Origin of the sequence: Paractinoplanes abujensis (genome assembly GCF_014204895.1) — a bacterium.
In the GTDB taxonomy this organism is placed as follows: Bacteria; Actinomycetota; Actinomycetes; order Mycobacteriales; family Micromonosporaceae; genus Actinoplanes; species Actinoplanes abujensis.
The window spans coordinates 4137981-4160412 of the sequence record NZ_JACHMF010000001.1 but is presented as its reverse complement, the minus strand read 5'-3'; the positions used below and the strand labels follow the sequence as shown (position 1 = coordinate 4160412).

Genomic DNA, 22432 nt, shown 5'->3' with positions numbered 1-22432 from the left:
GATGGGTGGTTCTACCCGTTGTGGATAACCCCGATCACCATCAGTGATCAAGCTAGCGCAGAGTGGCCGTGATCTATCTCGGAGTAGCCGACGCCCGGCTCGTGCACGCCTGCGGCGAGGTCGCGAACTTGTTACCGCTGTAGACCGCCACCACGGCGAAGCAGTAGTTCAGATTCGCGTTCAACCCATCCATCTCGAACGACGTTTTGCCTGGCACGAGCGTCCCCGCCGGCTTCAGCTCCTGCCCCGGCCTGCCCATGATGACCATGAACGGCACGGTCCCGCCGGTCGGATCGGCCCACGTGACCGCGACCGTTGTGCCCCTATCGTCCAAGGTCACCTCGCTCGGCGGCGACCCCGCCAGAGTTGGCACATCGCCGCTGTCAGACCCGTCACTCGACCGATTAGCCAGCACAAAAACCAGCGCCGCCACCGCGATCACGGCCGCCATAACCGCAGCAATGGCCGCAAAAACCCCCAACCCCTTACGACCCTTCTCCCCGTACGGCGGGGGGCCGCCCGGGTACGCAGGCGCGAACACTTGCCCGCTGGTCGGCGCGTTCCCCGGAAAACCCGGCGCGCCGCCCGCCGACCCCCCGTACGGCTGGGGTCCACCCGGCCACGGCTGGGCGCTCTCCACCGGCGCCTGCTGCGACGCACCCGTCCACGGCTGCGCGCCCCCCACGGGAAGCTGATGCGGCGCATTCGTCCACGGTTGCGTGCTCTCCACGGGGGCTTGGTGCGGTGCACCCGTCCACGGTTGGGTGCTCTCCGTAGGGGCCTGGTGCGGCGCACCCACCCATGGTTGCGTGCTCTGCGCCGGCGCCTGCTGCGGCGCATCCGCCCACGGCCGCTCGTGCGGGGCCGGCCCTGGCGTGATCGTCGGCTGGGCGACCGTCGGCCCGTCCACCGGGCGCGGCGCAGGCACCCCCGACGCCGGCCGCGTAGCCGATTCGGCCCGGACCAGCTGATTCGCCGAAGTCGGCGGCTGCACCGTCGACGGCCGCGCCTCAGGCCCCATAGCCCCGGAAACGCTGGTCGGCGCCTCTTGAGGTCGAGGCGGCGGCGGATTCACCGCGGCTGCCGGTGGTTGAGGTGGTGCTGCGCTGAAGGCGGGCGCCTGCGAATGGGGCGGAGCCGAATCGAACGTAGGCGTCTGCGGCTGTGCCGGGGCCGGGTCGAAGGCGGGCGGCTGCGCCGGGGCCGGGCTGAAGGTGGGTGCCTGTGGCTGCGCCGGGGCGGGGTTGAACGTGGGTGCCTGTGGCTGCGGTGGGGCCGGGTTGAAGGTGGGTGCCTGCGACCGCGGCACGGCTGAATGGAAGCTGGGCGTCTGCGGCTGCGGTGGCGCTGTATCGGATCTCGGCGTCTCCCGCTGCGCCGCGGCACTGAACCGGAGCGGCGCCGGCGGCCCGGGCTCACCTCGTACAGGGGAAGGCTCTTGATCAGGCCCCAGATAAGCCCGCGCCTTGACCACCGCCGGATGCCCGTCCCCCAGAGTCGCCGGCCCCAGCTCAGCCACCCGCGTGAAGGCCTTACGAGCCTCATGCCGGTTGCCCAGCTCCTCAGCCGCCACCCCGATCTCGTGCGAGATCTGCAGCATCAGCGCGTCAGAATCCCCCAACCGCCACTGCCCAGCCGTATACGCATCCTCCAGAACCCGCCGAGCCGCCGCCGGATCATCCGCCCGCTGCAGCAGCACCCCCAGCTCGTACGCAGTGCGAAGAACGTCCGGATTATCCTCGGAAAGGTTAACTTTCCCCAGCTCAACCGCCTGCTCAAGCAGCGCCCGAGCCCCCGCGACATCCCCCGACGAGGCCAGGGCGTGAGCTCGCTGCCGAGCGGGACCAAGGGGTGAGGGCTGAGACACGCAGGCCATGCTGCCCGCTACCCCCACACCACCGCCATCCCACCCGCATCACAGCACCCAAATGCCCCCAATGTCTCCACCCCACCCTCCCCGCAACCCCCTTGAGGGGCCGTGTAGAGTTCTCTCCTGTGCGGCCCGCTGGGACGCCGATCCACCACGATCGGTTAACCTTCAGGCCGTAGTGCAGGTCCGGGTGGCGGAATGGCAGACGCGCTAGCTTGAGGTGCTAGTGCCCTTTATCGGGCGTGGGGGTTCAAGTCCCCCTCCGGACACATCACAGGTACACGATCGATGTCAGTCGATCGAATCTCGGCCAGGACCGTTCGGGTTCCTGGCCGATACGGCATCTGGAGCCCGATCCGCGCGTAGACCTCTGCGCGGTCATGCTGGTCCGCTTGCCTCAGCAGGCCGAGGAGCCCGCCCAGCGCTTCGACGATCGCGGCGATCCGCTCTTCGCTCATCCGTTCGGGTGGTGCCTCGGTGAAGCCGAGTCGGGTTTGCGCCGCCTTCTTGATCGCGGTGGTCTCGCTGATCCAGCCGGCCAAGAGTGTCGGGTCTCCTCCGGCATCGACGGTGCTCCGGTAGCGGGCGATTTTGGCGTCGCAGTCGTTGATCGTCTCGCGCAGCCTCGGCGCCTCGTCGCCCTCTTGATGCTGAGCGAGCGCAGCGCGGTGGCTGGCATCGGCAATCCGCCTCAGCGTCTCGGTGAGGTTGGCGTTTCCCAGCTCTTCGCTGAGGAAGCGGTCGACTGGATCCGTGATCGCTTCTTGCCGGAGGTAGAGGACGGGCGGATGGGCGATGCCGTGCTGGCTGACGTAGTCGCGGGATGCCTTGCACCGGTAATAGATGCGTCCGTGGTTGACGCTGCCCTCCCATCACGCGGTCGCATAGACCGCATCGCAGCAGGCCACGGAAGAGGTAGGGGTGCCGACTGCGCCGTGGAGCCTTGCCGCCCTCGCCGATGGCACCGCGCGTCTTGACCGTTCGCTGCGCCCGTTCGTAGTGCTCGGTGCTGATCAGCGGCGTGTGGGACTCCGAGCGCGACCATGCCCACTGGCTTGGATCGTTCCAGCGGTGCCGATTCTCATGACCGAGGGCGACGTCATCGACGTCGATCAGGACCTCATTGGTGCGTGCCCGGTTCCATACCTGGCGGCCGGTGTAGCGCGGGTTCTGCAAGATTGCGCGGACCGCGGTCGTCTCCCACACCTGCGTGTGCCGGTGAGGGTAAGCCGGCGCCATTCTGCTGATCCGCCGCTCGGACAACGACAACTGGGCCCTGCCCGGTGGCGGCATGGACCAGGGCGAGTCGCTGCCGGACACCGCCGTCCGGGAGACCGCTGAGGAGACTGGGATCGACGTCGAGATCACCGGCCTGGTCGGCATCTACACCGACCCTCGCCGCGTCATTCTCTACACCAGCAACAACGAGGCCAGGCAAGAGTTCTCGGTGGTGTTCACCGGCCGCCCGATCGGCGGAATACCAACGACCAGCGAGGAGTCAACCGAGGTCCGCTGGGTTCCCCCGGCCGACATCAGCTCGCTGGTCTCGTACTCGATGGGGGTCAATCGGGCTAGCGATCGTTGGCGTCGGCGGCGGTGGTAGGTCCGTTCGATCCAGGTCACGATCGCGGTCCTGAGGGCCTGTCGGGTGGTCCAGGTCCGGCGGTTGAGGACGTTGTTCTGCAGGAGGCCGAAAAACGATTCCATGGCGGCGTTGTCGCCGGCGGCACCGACGCGGCCCATCGACCCGATCACGTGGTGCTGGTTGAGGACCCGGACGAATGTCCGGCTGCGAAATTGCGACCCGCGGTCGGTATGCAGCACGTAGCCGGCCACGTCACCGCGTCGTGCGACGGCGTTGTGCAGGGCGTTGACGGCCAGCCTTGATTTCATGCGCGAGTCGATGGAGTAGCCCACGATCCGGTTGGACCACACGTCCTTGATCGCGCACAGGTAGAGCTTGCCTTCGCCGGTGCGATGTTCGGTGATGTCGGCCAGTCACAACCGGTTCGGGCCGTCCGCGGTGAAGTCACGCTTGACGAGGTCGTCATGCACCGGCGGGCCCGGCCTGCCGCCCTTACCCCGCCGTCGTTTGCGGCTGAACGCGCTCCACCAGCCCATCTGAGAGCAGATCTTCCAGGCGGTGCGCTCGACCATCGGCTGCCCAGCGGCGCGGGCCTCGTCGGCCAGAAACCGGTAGCCGAACTCCGGGTCGTCGCGGTGGGCGCCAAACAACGCGTCCGCCCGGTAGGCCTCGGCTAGTTCGGTGGTGGTGACAGGCCGGGCAAGCCACCGGTAGTAAGGCTGACGAGCGGCACGTCACCGCGACAGGGATACCGTCGGCGGCCAGCTCGGTCACGAGCGGGTAGAGCCTTTTCCCGGCAGGTTCGCCTGTGACAGGTACGCCGCGGCTCGGCGCAGGACCTCGTTCTCCTGCTCGAGTAGCTTGATCCGCTTACGGGCCTCGCGCAGCTCGGCGAACTCACTACGGCTGACCGCGGGCTCGGCGCCTTCGTCGATGCCGGCCTGACGCAGCCATTTGAACAAGGTCATCGGGTGGACCCCGAAGTCCTTGGCGATCTGCTCGACGGTTACGCCGGGCTCGCGCTCACGGGCTACCCGCACGACGTCGTCGCGGAACTCACGAGGGTAGGGCTTGGGCACAGCAACATCCTTCCAGCCTGCCGTCACGGCAAGCCATCTCAGATGTCACCTATCGGTGCAGCAGACCCCTCACTGGTGTCGGTGCCACTCATTGGGTTCCCGATCTGGACGTCAAGATCCTCGGGCAGGAAGCAGCCGTAGTCCTGCAGCGTCGGCACGTCCAGCTCGAACGTGGTCAAAGCGCCTGCCGGTGACAAACCGTCGGGGCGGTCGCTTACCCGGTCACCCGGCAGCAGGCCGAAACCGCCATGCATGGTCGGTCGCGCCGTGCCGGTGGCGGCGACGTCGGGATGCTCAGAAGCCAAGCTTCCGTAGCGTCCGATCAGAGCCTCGGCGGCGTCATAGGCGTCACTGACGGCATGGGCTGCCTCCGCCGCGCCGGCGCCGGGGTGATCGGCCAGCCAGGCGCGCCGGGCAGCGGCGAGGAACCGGTCAGGATCAACAACAACGGCATCCTGACGGACACGGACGCTGATGACCATTCCTGCTCGCGGAGCGACAGCGGCCGGGTCCTCCTCATCGTTGCTTGTCATAGATGTCAGGCTAGGGGAGCGGCGCGGCCAGCGGATGCCCGCAGCGGCGAAGCAATGAATCGAGTGCCGTTCGTTTACGTTTCTCTCCGGGTTGTGCCGCCTGCTTTGGGTCTCGCCGTGACCGGGATGCCATCCCGGATAGCCGTCAGCAGACCGGCCACGCGAGGGTCCTCGAGGGCGCCGGGACGGTGGATGGCGTGGAAAATGACCCGGGGCAGGTCGGTCACAGGACGGGTGACCAGCCCCGGTGCCGGGGTGACGCAGCCGGCAACGACAGCGAGCCCGACTCCAAGAGCAGCGAAGTCCAGGGTCATCGGGAGACCCTCGGCCTCCACCGCGATGGTCCACGGCACGTCAGCGTCGATGAGGGCACGTTCGAGGTTGATCCGGTGCGGGCGGGCCGGTGGCGGGACGATCAGGTCACTACCGGCCAAGTCTCGCAGCCTCAGCGTTCTGCGTCTCGCCAGGCGGTGGTTCTTGGGCATGAGCAGCATCTGCGAGTAGGCGGCGATCGGTGTGGCGACCAAGTCGGTAGGCAGCACGTGCAGGCTGAACACACCGAGCTGGGCACGGCCGGTGCGAACCGCGGCCTGCATCTGCGTCCGGTTGGTGTGCAGCGGGCGGATGCTGCCAGGCCGCTCGGCCAGCATGCGCCGGATAGTCGGCCCGAGCAGATACAGGTAGGCGGTGTGACCGGCGGCGGTCACCAGGGGCTGGTCGGCGGGAACGCCATGCAAGTCTTTGAGGAACAGATCAAGCCGGTTCTGGTGGTCGCGGGCGAACTGCGCGACCCGTTCCCCGCCGGGGGTCAACCTCAGCCGGTTGCCGGTGCGCTGGTACAGCGGCATCCCGAGTTCCCGCGCAAGCGTGGCGATTTTCGAGTGCAGCGAGGGCTGGCTGATGGCGAGTGCCTCGGCGGCCCGGGTCAGATTGAGGTGATCGGCGAACACCACGAACGCGTACAGCGCATCGGATGACACCCGGATCCCGGTCATAGAACAACCCTATAGCCGAGAAGCCAGTTCATAGTTCCTGTGAAGATCCGCAGCAGCGATCATGGAGGTATGACCACACACGACAGGAACCAGATTCTGGTAACAGCGGCGCAGCTTCGAGTGATGCCGTTGCACGCCGTCACGGAGGTCTGCGGTACGGCGGGTCTCTGGCGCCGTCTCGCCGTGGAACTCGATCAGTTGCCGCTGGCGGCTCGCGCCACGATCGCGGATGCGGCCGGCTCGGCTGGTGTGCTGCACGCCCAGCAGCGTCGCACGCGGGAGCCCTACGTGAACCACGTGCTGCGGGTGACCCTGCGGATGCTGTGCCACTACGGGATCACCGACCCGGACGTGCTGGCTGCCGGTCTGCTCCATGACGCCGTGGAAGACCAGTCCCAGGCCATCACCGGCATCACCCGGCACGGCCCGCCCCCGGGTCGAGCAGACCCTGGCGGTGGTCGCTGCACGGTACACGCCGCGGGTGGCGCGGCTGGTCGCCGCGGTGACCACACCGCAGCGACCCGACGGCGTCGACCGGATCGAGCACTACGTCACCCACCTCGCGACCGCCCTTGACGGCGAGCCGTGGGCGCGGGTCATCAAGGTCTCCGACTTCACCGATAACGGGGTCGGCATCATCCACGCCACCGTCGCCCTGGTGGCCCGCTCGGCGCGCAAGTACGACGCCGCCCTGCCAACCCTGCGGGAACTCGTCGACTGGCCGGACACGCCCTTGAACCCGGATGTGAAGGCGCACGTCCAGCGTCAGTTCGACCTGGCCCAGCAACGGTTCGCCGCCATCCTCGCGGCCTGACCACAGCGCAAGGCGACGTAGCGACGGGCTCCGGGCGGCCTCTGCCACCCGGAGTTCCCCGTCGACATCGCTCGCACTTGCGCACCGGAATTCTGGGGTACGACAACGACGCGGTGAATACCATGCCGGGAATGAAGGAGCCTGTGGCTACAAGAGTGCGCGGCCGGTATGGTGTAACGGCGCAAACACCGTCCGGCACCGCCCTAACTGACGCAGCTGCTCTTGTCCAAAAGTGCGCCCGGCGGGTGGCGGGTGGCGCCACAGATAGCCGACGACTACCACGGCATGAGCCGTCAATCCGTCATGGTCGTCGGTCACACACGCCACGACTATTGCCGTCCACCGCCGACGTACGTCGTGGACACCTCACGAGCTGGCGGGTGAGGCTGATTCACTAAACCGCGAATTTGCCGCATCGCAGAGATGTGCTGTTACAGCGGCTCTGCCCACCGCTGGAACCTGGCCACCTACCGGGCCAGCAACAACGGCTATGAGGACCAATACTGGGTCAGCGGCACCACTGAAAAGGCCCTCGACCTAGTCTGCGACGTCCTCATCAGCCGGATCATCGACCAGCTTTATCCACACCCCGAACCGTCAACCCCCAATGGACTTACGAACTGAGGTACTACGGTCCTCATCCTCTTGGATGTAGCTCGCGCCGGCTGGAAGGACCGCCCACGGAGTCGGGCATCACCGACGACCTCGCCCACTACGGCGACCAGGACTCGACGTACTGCCCGGCCCGGGCAAATCAGCTTGGCGGCAGGGACTGAGCCGAACCGCCCGTCCTCATCAGGGGATGCGGCGGGATCCCGGCTCCGACGGCCACAGCGTTTCGTTACCGTTCTGGGCATGGACTCCGCTGACCAGCAATTCGCGTGGCTGATCCGGCTGTCGGATCGGCTCGACCACCTCGACGACGTCCTCACCCGGGATGAGGGGCAGTCTCTGGACTTCTCGGCGGAGTCCCTGGGTGTCCTCGAGCGGTACCTTCACGGCCGGTACGGCGATCAGGAGAGCATCGACGCCGACGAGGAGGCAGAGTGGATCGTCGAGGGCGCCGCCGCGTACACCGGGGAGCTGCTGATGCGACTCGCCGGCGGGCGCTGGGACCAGGAGACCGAACCGGCGACCTGGCGGGTGCCGCCGATCCACGCCGACCCGGCCTTGAAGCTGCCGGCGGTGGCGCCGCTCGAACTGGCGCTCACGGCTGCGCGGGGCGGTGGGCCGGCGCTGACCCGGTCGTACACCGAATGGAATGTGGTCGTAGGGGAGAAGCGGCTCGCCGAGCCGTCATGGGAACCGGTCAAGCAGCCCACCATCGGTGTCGACCCGCCGACGGTCGAGGCGTCCGAGAGTGCGTACCTGGCGGACTGGCTCGCCGCACAGGAACGCGCGTTCCCCGCCTGGGCGGATCGTTTCGGTACGGCCGCCGGCTGGGACTTCTCGCGGGAGTCCCTGGTGGCCCTCGGTGCGCTGGTGCTGCGCGTGCTGCCTGGGCCGGACGCCTTCCGGGACCCGGCGAACCTGCCGTTTCGTGAGGTCGCCGCCTGGTACGGCGGGGAGACCATGCGCCGGAGCGCGGGCGGGCACTGGAAGTACCGGCACGGCGACCCGGAGACGACGCCGTTCGCGGGCTGGCCCTACCTGCGCCGCCGACTCGACGACGGCGCCTTCGGACAGCCCTATCTGGCGATCCAGCTGGGAGTGGACTGGCGGGACCCCGATCTGCTGGTCCAGCAGTACGACCTCTACATCCAGTGACACGTGTGGATAGAGTGGCGGCGTCGGAGGCCACGGATCCGCAGCCGGGGGGACAACGTGATCCGCCAGTCGCTCGCGCACCGGATAGCCACGTTCCTCGTCGTGCTGTGCACGGTGCTGTCTGTCGGCGCCGGGACAATGCCGGTTCTCGCCGACCCGATGGAGCCGCCTGCCGGCTGGTTCGATCCCCTTCCGGGCTATGACCCGAACGACCCCAGCATCCCGACGGAGAACCTGCCGGAATTCGACTATCAAGGCATCGAGCATCTGCGCGTCTGGGCCACACTCGACCCGCCGACCCCGGCGGAACTGCTGAACATTCTGCCGCCCAAGAAATATGCCTACGGCAGCTATCTGTGCATGATTGCCGAGTGGAAGGAGAGGCACGCCGAGAAGTACGCCGTCGAGTCGGCCGAAGCCCGTAAGGCCAAATGGGAGTCCTTCGTCAAGGCGCACATCAGCGGGTACGACAGCAACCGCCGCGGTCGTGCCTTCGAGGACTGGAACTGGACCGACCTCGGCATCGCCGGGTCACCCGACTGGCAGTTCGACCGGCGGATCGACCCCGGCATCCCGTTGAAGCCGGACGCCTGGCCCAAAATCGTGATCCTGACCCGGGCCTATGAGAGCAAAGACGCGCTCAAACTGTCGAAGAGGGCGAAGAACCAGCTGAAGGCGTACGTCCTGGCGGTGAACAAGTACGGCAGACAGATCGTGGTGTTGAGCCGCCGCATGCCGACGAAGACCATGCGCGAGGACATCGAGAAGGCCAACAGAGAGACCGACGTCAACAAGGCCCGCATCGCAGCCGGCCTGCCTCCGGTGCCGGCGATCGTCCTGCGTATCAAGCCGGCCGCCGTACGCATCGTGTCGGCGCCGCCGGACCCCGACCACATCAAGGCCCTCGCCCGGCGCGGCATCACCATCACCATGCCGCCCGCCGGCACCCCGATGGCGCCGCCCGCCGGGACCCCGATGGTGGCGCCCGGCGCGGCACCGCAGACCGTCGCCGGACCGTTGGCCGACGTCGTCGCCGGCTCGGCCGACACCGCCGAGGACGCCGCCTTCGAACAGCAGGTCGTCGATGACGTCGCCGAGGCCACCGGCGATGTGGACGTCGCCGCAGCCCGGGTCGGCGGGGTCGACTTCGCCAGTCTCGAACTGCGCTACGTCTCCGACACCTACGCGAAGCGGGCCGGCCCCGGCTTCGCGTTCAGCGCCCGACCCGCCCCGGAGGACAGCCCCGCCTACGGAGGCCGCCGCAACGCGCTGCTCGCCTCCGACGCGTTCTTCGTCTGGATGGCGCTGCCCACCAGCGCGTTCACCGTCAACCTGCATCCCGATCAACCGGACCGGATCATTGACGCGCGGCTCGGCCGAACCGACGCCGGCCGGGTGCTGCTCGAGGCCGACCTGCAGATGAAAAAGACCGTCGCCAAGCTGATCCACCCGAAATCAGCGACCGGCAAACGGTTCTGGAATGACCTGGCCGGCGACAAGTGCCTGTCGATGCGGCAGTGGATCGTCCCAGGCACCGGCCCTGGTCCACCAGGACGACGACGAGCTCTACATCATCGACGCGCCACTGGACGTCAAGATGGAGACCGAAGTCGTCGGCTCCACCACCCCGGGCGGCTCCGGCGCCGGCGACTGCCGGGCCCAGACCGGGCCGGAGTCCGAGCACAACGAGGCGCTGTTCCGGACCACGATCCTGCCGCTGGTCACCAAGGCGGTGAATACCGCCCCGGAGTACGCCGACCTGCGCCGCGTCTACATGAGCCGGGTCGCCGCCCAGTTCTTCCGCGACCGCAACCGCACCACGACCACCGCCTATTCCACCCTGATCGACCAGGGCAACGCCGACGCGTGGCCGTCCCGCCGGCCGTGGGATCCCAAGCAGGTCTGGCGGCGCTTCGTGAAGTCGTACACCGACGGAGAGTTCAAGGCCGAGATACGCACGAAACGCGGCAACGTGGTCGAGGTGGCCACCTACATCTACGGCGGCGTCGATTTCACCACCATTGCGCGTACGCCGATGGCAGCGGACCAGTTCGCCGGCCGACGGCCCGACCTGCCCCGGGTCGTCAGCCAGGCAGACCAGCAGATGACCGCCGAGCAGGGCCAGAACTTGGTGTGGCTCGGCGGCCGAGCCGAGCCCGGACCACCGCCGGGAACGCAGGCCCGCGCCTCCGGCCCGGGGAGGTTCCGCCAGGTCGTGGTCCCGCTCGTCGGCGCCGTCGGGGCGTTGATCGTGGTCGGGGTCGGTGTGGCGGTGGCCGTGCTCGTCTTCGGCAAGCGGCCACGCCGACGATCCCGCTGACGAGACGGCCGAGCCGTTCAGGACACCTGGGGACGGACCAGCTTCATCAGCTCCATCACGATCTGCCGGGCCTTGCGTTCCGAGATCTCCAGATCGGCGCGGATGAACAGCATGCCGGTGGGGAGTTCCAGGCTCAGGTACGTCTCCTCGGAGTCCCAGATCGCGCGCCGGCCGTCCAGCTTGAAGACGCGGTCCTCGGTGCCCGGCAACATCCGTCTGCCCTCGGTCCACTCGATCTCGACGTACCGGTCGCCCTTGAACGCATACTCGCAGCCGAGGAACCCCTCCCCGACCGTGGGAACCCGACGTGGCAGACCGCCCGCCCGGGCGACGACATCGCCGACCTGCTGGGGGCTCAGATACTGGCAGTCCGGGATCTGCGCGGCCGCCTTCGTCTGCGACGGCGTCGGTGACGGCACCGGACTCGGCTTCACCGCGACACCGGTGAACTCGTCCAACGGGAACGTGACATTGCAGATGCCCAGATTGCTGTCCACGGCGGACAGCACCCCGTTGATGTGGATCGAGCAGCGCAGGTGCGGTGGAATCCCGCTCAGAGGAGAGTCAGCCGGTCCCCACGCCGTCGCGTTGAGAGTCAGAACCGAGCCCTCACCGTGGGTGAACTCGCCGGCGCGCACGAACGCCGGCAGGCCGGCCGGCATCGGCTCGTTCTCGTAGCCGCGGTCGCTGGTGGTGTAGCCGACGTTGCCGTTTCCGACCAGGCCGAAGATCTCGACCATGAAGACGACCTTGCGGGACGGGTCCGTCAAGGGCGAGGCGCCGGGCTCGGGCAGCGCACCTAGGTTCGGAAACTTCGGCAGATCCGGCACGTCCGGAACCCGCTCGACGGCCGACAGGACGGTCGCCGGCACCGAGATCACGATCACCGCGGCGAGCGCCCCGAGGACGAGGCGCAGCCGGGCCCGCGCGGGTGACGGCGCCGCCGGCCGGGGACCGAAGTAGGCGTTCGCCTCCGGGCGGGTGAGGAGCCATACCGCGGCGGCGACCATGAGCGCCGAAACCGTGAACAGGCCGTAGTTGACCGGCGGAAACCAGCCCGGGATCACGTCGGTCTCGTAGACGGTCCGGAACCCGAGCAGGTCGGACAGCGCGTCCAGCCGGGCTCGGAGCCGCTGCTGCGCGACGGTCAGCGCGATCAGCCAGACCACGGCCACGGCACTGAGCGCGGCCAGCGCGAAAACCGTCGTACGGGCCCGGCGGGAGCCCCGCACCACGTGGAACGCCAGAACGCCGAGCACGATCGCCTGGCCGAGCCCCACCACCGCGGTCACGCCGAGCTGCAACCACATGGCCGACAGCATGTCGTCGACGAGCCGCTGCCCCTCCTCGACGCCATCGGCCGTCAGCCGCGCCACCAGCGTGCCGGCCGTGTCCTGGGCCTCGGCGACGGCGATTCCCGCGGCGACCATGCCGATCACCCCGACGACGGGAAGCGTCAGCAGAATCAGGCCGGCATTGGTGACCGTCCGCGGCCGCTCCGCCGGCTCCTGACTGTCGGTCTCCGCTGCCGGCTTCCCCGGTCTCGGTTCGTCTGGTTCCGGCTGCAGGTTCTCCATGTCCGATGTCTCGTCGACCATCAGCTGCCCCTCCGCCCCCCCGTGGCCGCCGCCCACGCCTCAGCTATCGGCCTACGTCATTATTCCTGCACCGGGTCGGCCGGGGTGCCCGGCCGGTGTGGGGCGTCGATTCGCGGCCGCCCGAAGTAGGCCCCGCCTGTGTGGGGCCGGGCGCGGTCGGAACCGGGGAAAGACCTCGCTCGGCCCGGAGCGCCCGGCCGCTGCTGCGGCGCGCCGCCGACGGCGTGTTCGCGGTGTTCGTGGCCGTCGTGGTGGCGGCGGCCGTGGCAGTCTTCAGTCCGGCGGGCGCCGGCGCTGCCCCGGAGACGACCACGGTCACCGGGCCTACGGTGGCCGACGTCGTCGGAGAGGGGCTCGATGTCGCCGAGGAGGCCCTGCGCACAGCGGACATGGAGACCAGCGTCGACGACTTGTCGTCCCTGGACCGTCAGCCGATGATGGACAGCAACTGGGCCGTTGTCGCCACGACGCCGGCGGCCGGGCAGCCGTACGACCCGGCGACTCCCGTCGTCCTGTCGGTGCTGCGGAAGACCGAGGCGGCCTGGTTCAAGGCGCATCCCACGATGCCGGCCATCCGCGCCGGGACCGCGGCCGACCAGCTCACGGAGACGCCGTACGACGAGACCGGACCGCCCGGCGTGCTGGCCGGCGTCGAGGAGCTGGTGCTTTTCCGGTACGCGCCCGGGTACGCCCCGGATTGGGCGTCGGAAGACAGCGAGTACGGCGTCGACGACGACGAGCCGGCCGCCGAGCGGAATGCCCGCGCCGGTCTGAAGGAGGCCCGCCCCGGCATCGACGATCTCGTTCGCGCCACCATCCCTCGCGCCGGCACCAAGCTGCGGACGGGGCAGCTCATCGTCGTCACGGTCCGGACGGCGCCCGGCTCCCCGTGAAACCGGCCATAGTTGATGGTTCAAGGCAGGAGATGAAAGGCGCCAGACCCCTTGATCTGAACTCAAGGTTCGCAGGTTCGAGTCTGAGCCATAGCCGCGGTTCATGGCAGCAAGAGGTCTTCGCTTAACTGCAATATGTAGTAGGGGTTCAAGTCGGGCTCCGGACACGCTTTAGTACATGATCCACTTCCATGACTTTCGGAGGAGTGGTGATTCGTAGGGCGCTTCAGGGTTTTTTAGTTGCCTGATCCGGGCGCTGTGGCCTCTGCCTGTATCAGGTGGAGGCCTGGTTTTTTTGTGAGCTTGATTCCGAGTTGCCGGCAGACCTCGGCTTTGCTGGTGGGGTCAGCGCGGCGGAGAATCGTCACGATGCTGGCCATTGCTTCGACCAGGGTATTGATCTCGTCGGCGGTCATGATGCGACGGGCTGTGGCCTGGCTTAGTTCGGCCTCGGCGATGGCCTTCTCGGCCTGGGTCTGAGCGATCCACTGCTGTACCAAGGCGGGGTCCTACCGGCCTCGAGCGCTGCTCGGTATCTATCGAGCTTGGTCTGGCAGGAGCTGATTTTCGCTCGGGCGGCTGCGGCGCGGTGGTGATCGGTGTCGTCATGTTGGGCGTTGTGTGAATGTGTCGGACGCGAGTCAAGGGCTCTGTCCTGCGCGCCGCAACATCGAGCAGTGGGGTCTGGATCTCGTTCACTGACCATAGGCCGCATGTCGAGGGCTGCGTCTGCGCCCGTGCAACGTGACTGCACACTCTGCATGGTGAGAAAAAGCGTGCGAATGCATCCCCGGGCCTGGCTGGCGGTCGCGGTCGTAGTCGTGGTGGCGGTGGTCGGCGGGTGGGTGGCGGTCAGTGCCGGCGACGGCGCGTCGCCTGATGACGACAGGGCCGTGGATGTTCTGACCGGTCACGACTGGACCCATCTCGCGGGGGCCACGGCCGGCCCGGGCGGGGTGAGGATCGTCGGCCTGGGAGGGCGGATTGTGCGGCAGGACGGCTCTGGCGGTCAGCCGAACCCGCCGGTCAATCTGCGCGGGCCGCGGCTCGCGGTGAGCGGCCCGGTGGAGATCACCGCCGGGATAGATCGGCCGGCCGGTCAGTCGGCCGTGCTCGCCCTGCATGGCGATGTGCCGGTGGTGTACGACGAGTGGCGGCACAATCCGCCCGGGCTGGCCGTCACCGTCACCGACGGGGAGCTGAGCCTGGCGGTCTGGGACGGGCGGGGCAACGAGCCGGCGATCCGCCGCCGGGCCACGACGGCTGCATCGGCCGCGGGCACGGTGACCGTCACCCGGGCCGGTGGGCAGCTCACCGTCCGGCTCGGGGACACAAGCCTGTCCGTCACCGACCCCGGGGTGTTCAGCTCCGGACGGGTGTTCTTCGGCGCCGACGCCGCGCCGTCGACCTCACCCAGCGGTCCGGCCGGCTGGACGTTGACCTCGTTGCGGGCCGCCGGGCTGGACGGGGGCAGCGCCACTGTTGTCGACGCCCCGACGCTCGGCCAGCCGGCGCCCGGGCCCGGGTCGCTGCGAGTGCTCGCCGAGGCCCGCCGCAAGCTGCCCGTCGGCGTCGCCGTGGCCGCCGAGCCGCTGCTGGCCGATGACGGATACCGCCGCCTCATCGCCGCCCAGTTCTCCATGCTGACCACGGAGAACGCGATGAAGCCGCAGTTCGTCCACCCGCAGCCGGATCGCTACGACTTCACCGGGGGTGACCTGCTGGCCGACTTCGCGGCGGCCAACGGCATGGCGGTGCACGGCCACACGTTGGTCTTCGGGGAGGCCAACCCGCGCTGGATGCAGGACGCTCCGGCCGGCCGGCGCGAGCAGATCATGCTTGATCACATCAGCGCCGTGGCCGGTCACTACCGCGGCCGGGTCGCCGAATGGGACGTCGTCAACGAACCGCTGTCCACCGACAGCGAGGACTATGAGGACGGGGGAACGGGACTGCGCCGGCACCTGTGGCAGCGGGCGATGGGCGAGACGTACATCGACAAGGCGTTCGCGGCGGCCCGGACCGCCGACCCCGGCGCCAAGCTATACCTCAACGATTTCGGCCTGGAAGCCGACGGTGAGCGCTGGGACGCGCTGCTCGGCCTGCTCGGGCGGCTCCGGGAGCGGGGGGTGCCGATCGACGGGGTCGGGTTCGAGGCGCACATCCATGAGGCCGGCGACCGGGTCACCGCGGCCGTCCTGCAGGATCACTTCGCGGACCTGGCCCGGCTTGGACTGTCGGCGCGAGTGTCCGAGATCGATGTGTACGGCGATCCGGCGGCCGGGCAGGCCGAGCAGTACGCCACCGCGTTGACCGCTTGCCTGGCCGCCCCGAACTGCACCTCGTACACCACCTGGGGGGTCACCGACCGGTACGGGTCCACCACCGAGTCCGGCACCTACCCACCTCAGGTCGGTGACGACCTGATCTTCGACCGCAATCTGGCGCCCAAGGCCGCGTTCACCGCCCTGACCCGGGTCCTGCGCGGCTGAGTCGGACCCGTGCGGCCGGCCGGGACCGAGCCCGGCCCGGCCGGACGACCAGAGCGAGCGCTCGGCTCACATCCAGTGAAACTCGCGCACGGCGCCGGGGTCAGAAGTCACGCCCAAGCAGGACCGCTGCTCGCGCTCCAACAGGCCGCCGAACTCCGCGTGGTCATCGGCGCCCTGTACGGAGCTCGACCAGATGAAGCATGACCTTGGGTTACGAGCCGATCGTGCGAGCGGTTGAGTTGATGTGACGAAGGCGGTGAGGAGGGACGCCGGCCGCCATCAGTTGGGTGGCGGTGGACTCGGACGGATTGTCGAGGAACACGGCGACGTGATGGTCGTCGCCGAGTTGGCAGGCGGCAGCTAGGGTGCCCAGATTGATGGGGTCGAGCCCGTCCACATCACGCAGGTCGAGCACCATGCGCAGTGGTCGTTCGCGCCGGATCGCGTGAACGATGGTCCGCCGTAGGTGGACGGCGTCGCCGGCGTCGAAGTGGCCGCGTGGGTGGATGACGAGTGTGCCGTCAGCGCTGGTGTCGACGTCGACCGTGGTGTCGGACATCGCGTGGCCTTTCGTAACCCGGTGTTTCCCGCGTTGTCAGGCTAGAGGCTGGGCGTCTCGCAGTCGACCGATGCCGAAATTGTTCAACTGGTAACGGCTATGTCACGGATACCGAAAGCTCCGCGATCGGCGTACGTCTGTCCTGAGTCGCGCTGTAGCCGCTCCAGGTGCCAGTGTTGGCGCGCCCAGGTGCGAGTGCGGTGGCCGGGCGAGCAGGAACCGTCATCACTCCCGTTGAAGCTTGTCCTTCGGCCTAGTTATCTGACGTGGATCGTCAACGATCAAGACTGCTTCCAGCACCGCTCGCCGCAGACGTCCCCGGCCGCAGGGCTGTCATCTGTGGAGCTGACGCGCACGCTCGAAGCAGTGGGTAGGGATGCGGCGGTCATGTCTTGCGTGGCGGTGGCAAGTCCTGATCAGCGTCGCCGCAGCGTTCCTTTGATTTGGGTGGCCGTTCTGGTCGCCCTCGTGATCGCCAAACCGGGCAAGGCTCAGCCCGCAGAAGCGCTCCTGTTGCCCGACCTGCTACGGCTTCTGCGCAGGCTTGCCGACGACCGGGGTTTGCCTGCGGGTGCGAAATGTCAGGCGTCCATGCTCACGGTGGCCGTGCTTAAAGATCCAACGTCCGGCTCTCCTACGTCGCGATGTCGGCCGCGGCAGCCATCGCCGGCCGGTCAGCGGATCCTGGGGCTCAGCTGCTGGATGGCGCCGTCGAAGCAGAGTCGCAGAGATGACCGGGGTTCGCTTGTTCCTGCCGCGGCCGAACCGGCACGTCGAGAGTCACCGCCGGTGCGCGCTGGAACTGGAACGTGAGGCTGATTGTCGTGCCGGCCAGGACCTCGCGCGTCAGGCCGACCAGCCGCAGACTGTAGGACTCGAACGGTGCGGTCGTTGACGGGTTGTCACTGTTGGCGGGTCCGGGACGGCTCGAGGCCGGCGGCAGGGTCAGTGAACTGACGACGGTGGGCGTTCCGTCGCAGTCGTCGTCGGAGCGGATGACCACGGAGCTTGCGGCCGGTGACGACACACCGGTAAGAGTGTCGGGCTGCCTGCCCTCGTTGAGCAGGGTGAGCCACACGTCGGCGTCGGCGCCGGCCGGATACTGCGGCTGGGGAGGTGCGGCGACTCGTACGCCGCGGAGCAGAATGTCGCCGCTACGACCTTCGGCGCCGATCGCGCCGCTGGCGATGACCTGCTGGGGATCACCGCAGGCGGTAAGGGCCGCGGTGAGGGCGATGACCAGAAGGTACAGCGGTCCCGGATGCCGATGTAGCTGTCGGCTGCGGCCGTACGGCTGCTGAGGGGAGGCATCAGGTCTCCTTGCAGCGGCTGGCTCGAGCTGTTGTAGAGGTCGCATGTTCTTGCTCTACCTCGGCGCGGTGCGCCGGAAACTTCCGCCTTCGAAAAATCTTGCTATGTGCAATGTTTGTTGGACGCATCGAGCGGTATTTTGATGGCCATGAAGACGTGTGCTTCTCCGGCGAGGGTTACCTCTCGTGGCAGTGCGCTGGCGCGTCGGAGCGATGATCGCCGGAGCGCCGTCTTCTGCCGTGCCTCGGCGGCCCGCCTGGCTGGTGTCACCGATATGCAGGGTGCGGCCAGGTCTGCGCGTCGACGCCGGCATGCTCACCGAGGAGTACGAACCGGTGCACCGGCGTCATCTCGACAGCACCCCATAGGCGTTCAGCCGTGCTCGGTGGTCAACAAAGCCTGGCAGCTGGCGGGCACCAATGTCCCTTCCCGTTCCCTACCTGACGAGCACCACACCACCACACCGGCTATCAGCGCTTCAGGTGCCCGTTGGACCACTCTCCGGAGGTTTGCGATGACAGCACCGATGTCCGTCGTCAAAGAGGCGCCCAAGGCCGGCAGTATCCGGCTGCGCATCACCGGTGAGATCGACATGTCCACCAGCGACGTTGTCGAAGCTGTCATTGCCACCGCCCTCCGGCATGGCGCACCACCGCGAATGATCATCGACTTGTCAGCGGTCTGGTTCATCGACGCCGCCGGCGTGCAGGCGCTGCTCGACGGGCAGCGATACGCCCGCGCCCACGGGGTGCAGCTCTTTATCGACCAACCGACTGGCATCGTTCTCCGGACCCTCACCATCACCGGGACGCTGTCCGCCCTCAGCGACGCTCATCCTGCGACCAACCGGCCGCTCACTGATGAGGGACGGGGTCAGCGGTCCTGGACGATCGCCCCGCAGCAGCCGGTCACCGCCGTACCGGCCATGCAGGGCGTGTCATGCGCGTGATGTTCATCGGCTGCCTGGCTTTCATCGCGGTCGCACTGACCTACTTCATCGCGCTGGGGCATCGGTGACCTGCCCGGACAACGACCACTGCGGCCATGCCTGCGGCTGAGAGCCGGCTGGCAGACGAGGCTCGTCGTGTCAGCGGTTGTCCAGTTCCGGCAGTTAACGTGACCGGCGGCTGATCGAGGTGATATGGCAGCAGGGGAAATTGGGGGGTGCATCGATGGCGTCGTCGCGGGGGAGTAGCCATCGCGGTGACGCGCACCTGGCCGAGACGGTGAGCAGGCTACGGGCCGAACTTGACGGGTTGCGCGCCAGGCAGCGCTCGCAAGCCATCATCGAGCAGGCCAAAGGGCTGCTGGCCGGGCGCTTGGCCTGCTCGCCCGAGGAGGCGTTCGAACACCTGGCTGCCATGTCGCAGCACACCAACATGAAGGTCATCGACGTCGCCGCGGGGCTGATCGGCATCGCCGCCCCCGTCACGGTGCCGGCGACCCGGCCGTCGGCGCCGCACACCGAGATCGACCTCGGCGTGCCGCGCGACGATGCCGTCGAGCTCAACGCCTCGACAGTTGTGTCGTTGCCGCCCGAGCTGGCCGCCCGGTACCACTTGAGCTGTGCGGCCATGGCCGCCGCCGCGGACGCCAACGAACTCGCCGAGACCATGTGGACACACGGGGTGCAGCAGCTCGGCGCGCACGCCGTCATGCTGACGATTGTCGAACCCGACGGGGCAGTCCGCTTGGTCGGAGCACATGGCTTGCCGGCCACGGTCGTCAGCGCCTGGCACCGGGTCCCGGGATCATTGAAGGTCGCCTTCCTGCGCACGGCCGCTGAAGGCCGCCCCTGGTGGATCAGCCGGGCTGAGGCGGCCGCACTGGGCTACGAGTTCATCGGTGATGGGCAGATGCGTGCCTGCCTGCCGATGCGCCTGGCCGATCACGTGTTGGGCGTCGCTGTGGTGATGTGGCCGCAGGCTCTTGACGTGGACGCCGCCACCCGGAGCTACCTGCAAACGATGGCCGACGCCGCCGGCCGGCGGCTGTCCGCATTGGTGCGCGCAGCCGACGGCCGGCATGCCGTTGCGGCGGCGCACTGGATCGACACGGTCCTGCACGCTCTGCCCGGGTCGGTCGCGTTGCTGTGCCCGGTGCGCGACGACAGCGGTGACATCCTCGACTGGTGCCTGCAACGGTGCAGCCCCGGCGCGGTCGACTCGACCGGCCGGACGGCGGCCGAACTGACCGGTCGCCGGCTGCTCGAGCTGTACCCGCACGCACCGCTGAAGGCGCTGTTCGCCGGCTACCGCGATACGCTCACCACCGGTGAGCCGTTCGAGGTGAACTCGTTACGGCTCGTGTAAACCGCGGAGCCCCGGCCCGTGCCGGTGACAGTGAGCCTGCGGGCGACGCGTTTCGGCTCCGGTCTGCTGCTCAGCTGGCGTTACCACGACCACGATCGACGCCTTGCGGCGCGGATCGACCGGATGCAGCGCGTCGCTGACCTGGGGTGGGCCGAGTGGGACCTGGTGACCGGCCGTACCGAATGGTCGCCGCTGACCTACGAGATCCTGCGTCGCGACCCGCACACAGGACCCGTGAAGCTGACCGGGCTGCACCGTTATGTCCATCCCGACGACGTCGGCGCATTCCATGAGGCGGTGCGGGCGGTCAGCCGCGAGGCGCGGCCGGTGGACGTCCGCGTCCGGTTCCGCCGCCACGGAGGCAGTGTCGCCGTCCGGTTGATCGCTGACGCGGTCTGCGACGTGAACGGCCGAGTGGTGGCGGTCCACGGCGTCCTGCGACCGTTGAATGCGGCCGGCCAGCAATGAGCGAGCCCGGCCACTGGTCCGCTTGTAGCACTGGCTGTCCCTGTGCAACCGAAGTTTCCATGGCGGGATGAGCGCTGACACGTCGCTGTGGGGTAGAGCCCGCCCATCGACGACGCAGGCGTTGCCGGCGCAGGCGGATCCGCACCGGCTGACGCTCGCACTGCCGCCACTTCGGAAGGGACACCCTGCCATGAGCGAACGCAGCGCGGCCACGCTGACCCGTCTCGGTGACACCGACCAAACCTTCGCCGACCCCGCCGACGACATCCGTGGTCGGCGGGTGAAGGACCTTGACGGTGAGGATCTCGGCAAGATCGACGAATTGCTCGTGGACAGCGACGAGCGCCGGGTGCGGCTGCTGCGTGTCGAGCACGGCGGCATCCTCGGCTTCGGCGCCTCGGCGTCGTTCATCCCGGTCGAAGCCGTACGCGACATCACCGAGAACGTGGTGGTGATCGACCAGTCCCGGCAACGGGTGGCTGAGGCCCCGCCGTACGACCCGGATCTGGTCGACCAGGACGCGTACTACCAAGACCTTTATGGCTACTACGGATACACGCCGTTCTGGACTTTGCCGTACGGCATGGCGCCGGCGAGTGTTCCGCCGCCGCATCCGCGAACGATGCCGTAGCACCCTGACGCAGGCGTACACCGGTGGCGGCGCGATGGCGCGTCCGCCCACCGGGTATGCCCGCCTGCTGAGCCGATGGGTCCATCAAAAGTGAGCGCTCAGGAGATGAGTGCCAGACCGGAAGAAAGCGGGTGCGGTGAGCAGCAGCCGGAGGGTGCCGGAAACCACCGGCACGCACGAGCGAGCGACGCCGTACCGGGTGGTGCGCCGCTGCGGTGCAAGGCGTTTTGCTGCGGACACGTTCCGGCGGTTCCGTTACGGCGACGGCTTCAGCCACGCTCGGGCGGTGGGATTACTGCTGTGCCTGGCCGTAGTGCCGTTCTTCATCGCGCTGACCGGCCTGGCCGAGGAGGCGGGTGCGCGCGGCGCGGGCCGGGTGGTCGCCTATACCGCACTTGCTCTCACACCCGGACGCAGTGACGCGCTGGTGCGCCGGCTGCTTTTGGGGGAGGAGAACGGCGACACCGGCGAGTTCGCGCTCGCGACCGGGCTGACCGGAGCCGGATTAGCCGTGGTCGCGGCCATGGCGCAGATCGAGCGGGGTGCGAACAGGCTGTACGGTATCCGCCGAGACCGGCCCGCAGCGCACAAGTACGGCCGTGCGGTGGTCCTGACCGCGACAGCCGGCATCCCGGCGTTCTGCGGCTTCGTGATGATCGTTGCGGGTCAGGCGGTCGGCGACGCATTGCAACGCGTGTACGGGTGGGGTGTGTGGACCGAGCGGATCTGGACGGCACTGCACCTGCCGGTGGCATTGCTGCTGACTGTCGCTGCGGTCGCGCTGCTGTTTCGCCACGCATCGCGGCGACACCAGCCGTCGACGGTCTGGCTGCTGCCCGGGGTGGTGCTGGCCACCGCATTGTGGCTTGGAGTAACCGCGGCGCTCGCCTGGTACGTCAACAGCGGACTTGCTTTCACGCAGATCTACGGTCCGCTGGCCGCAGTGATCGCGGTGCTGCTGTGGGGAAACGCCAGCGGCGTCGCCCTGTTGTTCAGCTTCGCCTGCACCGCCCAGCTGGAGGCGTGTCGGAGCGGCGACTGCCGGCCGTGCGAACCCGACTGCTCGAACGGATGGGCCTGACCTTGCCGTGCCGGGCTACGGACATCGGCGCCCGTCGGGCGTTCGCCGGGTTCCGAGGCCCTCACCCGCCCCGTACCAGCTCTGACTGGTCGTATGACCTTCGCCCACCAACAGTTGTTTGCTC

General features: G+C 68.3%; 21 protein-coding genes, 1 tRNA gene and 3 pseudogenes. 12 read left to right on the top strand and 13 right to left on the bottom strand.

Features of this window, described 5'->3' with window-relative positions; genetic code table 11:
* Positions 1 to 73: 73 nt before the first annotated feature.
* Together BKA14_RS44110 and BKA14_RS45585 are read right to left on the bottom strand one after the other, a co-directional pair.
* Positions 74 to 451, bottom strand: coding sequence for a fibronectin type III domain-containing protein (locus tag BKA14_RS44110; RefSeq protein ID WP_239093062.1), 378 nt, complete (start codon positions 449 to 451; stop codon positions 74 to 76).
* A gap of 1197 nt (positions 452 to 1648) precedes the next feature.
* Positions 1649 to 1876 (bottom strand): annotated as a pseudogene (locus BKA14_RS45585) (tetratricopeptide repeat protein); the annotation flags it as partial.
* Between the two features lie 178 nt (positions 1877 to 2054).
* Here BKA14_RS45585 and BKA14_RS18500 point away from each other — a divergent pair.
* Positions 2055 to 2139 (top strand) — tRNA-Leu (locus tag BKA14_RS18500).
* Here the strand turns inward: BKA14_RS18500 and BKA14_RS44105 are convergent.
* Positions 2104 to 2412, bottom strand: coding sequence for a hypothetical protein (locus tag BKA14_RS44105; protein ID WP_239093101.1), 309 nt, complete (start codon positions 2410 to 2412; stop codon positions 2104 to 2106). The two genes, BKA14_RS18500 and BKA14_RS44105, sit on opposite strands and share 36 nt — an antisense overlap.
* A gap of 484 nt (positions 2413 to 2896) precedes the next feature.
* A pseudogene (locus tag BKA14_RS44100) lies at positions 2897 to 3109 on the bottom strand (recombinase family protein); the annotation flags it as partial.
* A 52-nt stretch (positions 3110 to 3161) separates the two neighbouring features.
* Here BKA14_RS44100 and BKA14_RS18490 point away from each other — a divergent pair.
* Positions 3162 to 3473 (top strand): NUDIX hydrolase, encoded by a 312-nt coding sequence (locus tag BKA14_RS18490; RefSeq protein ID WP_239093064.1) that lies wholly within the window; start codon positions 3162 to 3164, stop codon positions 3471 to 3473.
* On the opposite strand, the pseudogene BKA14_RS18485 reads toward BKA14_RS18490, so the two are convergent.
* The 4 genes and pseudogenes from BKA14_RS18485 to BKA14_RS45105 all read right to left on the bottom strand — a co-directional run.
* A pseudogene (locus BKA14_RS18485) lies at positions 3413 to 4534 on the bottom strand (IS3 family transposase); the annotation flags it as partial. The gene BKA14_RS18490 and the pseudogene BKA14_RS18485 sit on opposite strands and share 61 nt — an antisense overlap.
* Before the next feature lie 38 nt (positions 4535 to 4572).
* Positions 4573 to 5067 (bottom strand): hypothetical protein, encoded by a 495-nt coding sequence (locus tag BKA14_RS18480; RefSeq protein WP_184952176.1) that lies wholly within the window; start codon positions 5065 to 5067, stop codon positions 4573 to 4575.
* 74 nt (positions 5068 to 5141) lie between these two features.
* Positions 5142 to 6062, bottom strand: coding sequence for a LysR family transcriptional regulator (locus BKA14_RS18475; protein ID WP_184952175.1), 921 nt, complete (start codon positions 6060 to 6062; stop codon positions 5142 to 5144).
* 9 nt (positions 6063 to 6071) lie between these two features.
* Positions 6072 to 6485 (bottom strand): hypothetical protein, encoded by a 414-nt coding sequence (locus tag BKA14_RS45105; RefSeq protein ID WP_308441594.1) that lies wholly within the window; start codon positions 6483 to 6485, stop codon positions 6072 to 6074.
* A 31-nt stretch (positions 6486 to 6516) separates the two neighbouring features.
* Here BKA14_RS45105 and BKA14_RS45100 point away from each other — a divergent pair, with 31 nt between their 5' ends.
* Positions 6517 to 6876, top strand: a complete 360-nt coding sequence (locus BKA14_RS45100; protein ID WP_308441595.1) for a hypothetical protein — start codon at positions 6517 to 6519, stop codon at positions 6874 to 6876.
* A gap of 855 nt (positions 6877 to 7731) precedes the next feature.
* A complete protein-coding gene (locus tag BKA14_RS18465; RefSeq protein ID WP_184952174.1) occupies positions 7732 to 8643 on the top strand; it encodes a hypothetical protein in 912 nt (303 codons plus the stop codon).
* A gap of 620 nt (positions 8644 to 9263) precedes the next feature.
* Here BKA14_RS18465 and BKA14_RS18460 read toward each other — a convergent pair.
* The gene (locus BKA14_RS18460; protein WP_184952173.1) at positions 9264 to 9746 is read right to left on the bottom strand and encodes a hypothetical protein; all 483 of its coding nucleotides are present in this window, start codon (positions 9744 to 9746) and stop codon (positions 9264 to 9266) included.
* Positions 9747 to 10123: 377 nt separating this feature from the next.
* Here BKA14_RS18460 and BKA14_RS18455 point away from each other — a divergent pair, with 377 nt between their 5' ends.
* Positions 10124 to 10963 (top strand): hypothetical protein, encoded by an 840-nt coding sequence (locus tag BKA14_RS18455; protein WP_184952172.1) that lies wholly within the window; start codon positions 10124 to 10126, stop codon positions 10961 to 10963.
* A gap of 17 nt (positions 10964 to 10980) precedes the next feature.
* Here the strand turns inward: BKA14_RS18455 and BKA14_RS18450 are convergent, their stop codons facing one another.
* On the bottom strand, positions 10981 to 12561 hold the full coding sequence (locus BKA14_RS18450) for a hypothetical protein (protein WP_184952171.1): 1581 nt from the start codon (positions 12559 to 12561) through the stop codon (positions 10981 to 10983).
* A 95-nt stretch (positions 12562 to 12656) separates the two neighbouring features.
* Between BKA14_RS18450 and BKA14_RS18445 the strand changes: the two genes are divergently transcribed.
* Complete coding sequence (locus tag BKA14_RS18445; protein WP_184952170.1) at positions 12657 to 13454, top strand: PASTA domain-containing protein; 798 nt, start codon at positions 12657 to 12659, stop codon at positions 13452 to 13454.
* A 236-nt stretch (positions 13455 to 13690) separates the two neighbouring features.
* Here BKA14_RS18445 and BKA14_RS18440 read toward each other — a convergent pair whose 3' ends face one another.
* Positions 13691 to 13954, bottom strand: coding sequence for a hypothetical protein (locus BKA14_RS18440; protein ID WP_184952169.1), 264 nt, complete (start codon positions 13952 to 13954; stop codon positions 13691 to 13693).
* 282 nt (positions 13955 to 14236) lie between these two features.
* Here BKA14_RS18440 and BKA14_RS18435 point away from each other — a divergent pair, with 282 nt between their 5' ends.
* Positions 14237 to 15946 (top strand): endo-1,4-beta-xylanase, encoded by a 1710-nt coding sequence (locus tag BKA14_RS18435; RefSeq protein ID WP_239093100.1) that lies wholly within the window; start codon positions 14237 to 14239, stop codon positions 15944 to 15946.
* A gap of 211 nt (positions 15947 to 16157) precedes the next feature.
* Here BKA14_RS18435 and BKA14_RS18430 read toward each other — a convergent pair whose 3' ends face one another.
* Together BKA14_RS18430 and BKA14_RS18425 are read right to left on the bottom strand one after the other, a co-directional pair.
* Positions 16158 to 16505: an STAS domain-containing protein gene (locus tag BKA14_RS18430; protein ID WP_184952167.1), complete on the bottom strand. Its 348-nt coding sequence runs from the start codon at positions 16503 to 16505 to the stop codon at positions 16158 to 16160.
* A gap of 691 nt (positions 16506 to 17196) precedes the next feature.
* Positions 17197 to 17862, bottom strand: a complete 666-nt coding sequence (locus BKA14_RS18425) for a copper chaperone PCu(A)C (protein ID WP_184952166.1) — start codon at positions 17860 to 17862, stop codon at positions 17197 to 17199.
* A 468-nt stretch (positions 17863 to 18330) separates the two neighbouring features.
* On the opposite strand from BKA14_RS18425, the gene BKA14_RS18420 reads away from it, so the two are divergent.
* From BKA14_RS18420 to BKA14_RS18400, 5 genes are all read left to right on the top strand, one after another.
* Positions 18331 to 18765 carry an STAS domain-containing protein gene (locus BKA14_RS18420; RefSeq protein ID WP_184952165.1) on the top strand — a complete coding sequence of 145 codons (435 nt, stop codon included), beginning with the start codon at positions 18331 to 18333 and terminating at the stop codon, positions 18763 to 18765.
* A gap of 223 nt (positions 18766 to 18988) precedes the next feature.
* Positions 18989 to 20128, top strand: a complete 1140-nt coding sequence (locus BKA14_RS18415) for an ANTAR domain-containing protein (RefSeq protein ID WP_184952164.1) — start codon at positions 18989 to 18991, stop codon at positions 20126 to 20128.
* Between the two features lie 18 nt (positions 20129 to 20146).
* Entirely contained in the window at positions 20147 to 20596 is a 450-nt protein-coding gene (locus BKA14_RS18410; protein ID WP_184952163.1) for a PAS domain-containing protein, read from the top strand.
* Positions 20597 to 20786: 190 nt separating this feature from the next.
* On the top strand, positions 20787 to 21227 hold the full coding sequence (locus BKA14_RS18405; RefSeq protein WP_184952162.1) for a PRC-barrel domain-containing protein: 441 nt from the start codon (positions 20787 to 20789) through the stop codon (positions 21225 to 21227).
* Positions 21228 to 21363: 136 nt separating this feature from the next.
* Positions 21364 to 22308 (top strand): YihY/virulence factor BrkB family protein, encoded by a 945-nt coding sequence (locus tag BKA14_RS18400; protein ID WP_184952161.1) that lies wholly within the window; start codon positions 21364 to 21366, stop codon positions 22306 to 22308.
* Positions 22309 to 22432: the final 124 nt, after the last annotated feature.

What these genes read in the sequence shown, in the direction of transcription:
- BKA14_RS44110 (WP_239093062.1), bottom strand. Translation starts at nt 451, where the DNA reads ATGGCGGCCGTGATCGCGGTGGCGGCGCTGGTTTTTGTGCTGGCTAAT.
- BKA14_RS18490 (WP_239093064.1), top strand. Translation starts at nt 3,162, where the DNA reads ATGGACCAGGGCGAGTCGCTGCCGGACACCGCCGTCCGGGAGACCGCT.
- BKA14_RS18480 (WP_184952176.1), bottom strand. Translation starts at nt 5,067, where the DNA reads ATGACAAGCAACGATGAGGAGGACCCGGCCGCTGTCGCTCCGCGAGCA.
- BKA14_RS18475 (WP_184952175.1), bottom strand. Translation starts at nt 6,062, where the DNA reads ATGACCGGGATCCGGGTGTCATCCGATGCGCTGTACGCGTTCGTGGTG.
- BKA14_RS18465 (WP_184952174.1), top strand. Translation starts at nt 7,732, where the DNA reads ATGGACTCCGCTGACCAGCAATTCGCGTGGCTGATCCGGCTGTCGGAT.
- BKA14_RS18455 (WP_184952172.1), top strand. Translation starts at nt 10,124, where the DNA reads ATGACCTGGCCGGCGACAAGTGCCTGTCGATGCGGCAGTGGATCGTCC.
- BKA14_RS18450 (WP_184952171.1), bottom strand. Translation starts at nt 12,561, where the DNA reads ATGGTCGACGAGACATCGGACATGGAGAACCTGCAGCCGGAACCAGAC.
- BKA14_RS18435 (WP_239093100.1), top strand. Translation starts at nt 14,237, where the DNA reads ATGCATCCCCGGGCCTGGCTGGCGGTCGCGGTCGTAGTCGTGGTGGCG.
- BKA14_RS18430 (WP_184952167.1), bottom strand. Translation starts at nt 16,505, where the DNA reads ATGTCCGACACCACGGTCGACGTCGACACCAGCGCTGACGGCACACTC.
- BKA14_RS18425 (WP_184952166.1), bottom strand. Translation starts at nt 17,862, where the DNA reads ATGCGACCTCTACAACAGCTCGAGCCAGCCGCTGCAAGGAGACCTGAT.
- BKA14_RS18420 (WP_184952165.1), top strand. Translation starts at nt 18,331, where the DNA reads ATGACAGCACCGATGTCCGTCGTCAAAGAGGCGCCCAAGGCCGGCAGT.
- BKA14_RS18415 (WP_184952164.1), top strand. Translation starts at nt 18,989, where the DNA reads ATGGCGTCGTCGCGGGGGAGTAGCCATCGCGGTGACGCGCACCTGGCC.
- BKA14_RS18405 (WP_184952162.1), top strand. Translation starts at nt 20,787, where the DNA reads ATGAGCGAACGCAGCGCGGCCACGCTGACCCGTCTCGGTGACACCGAC.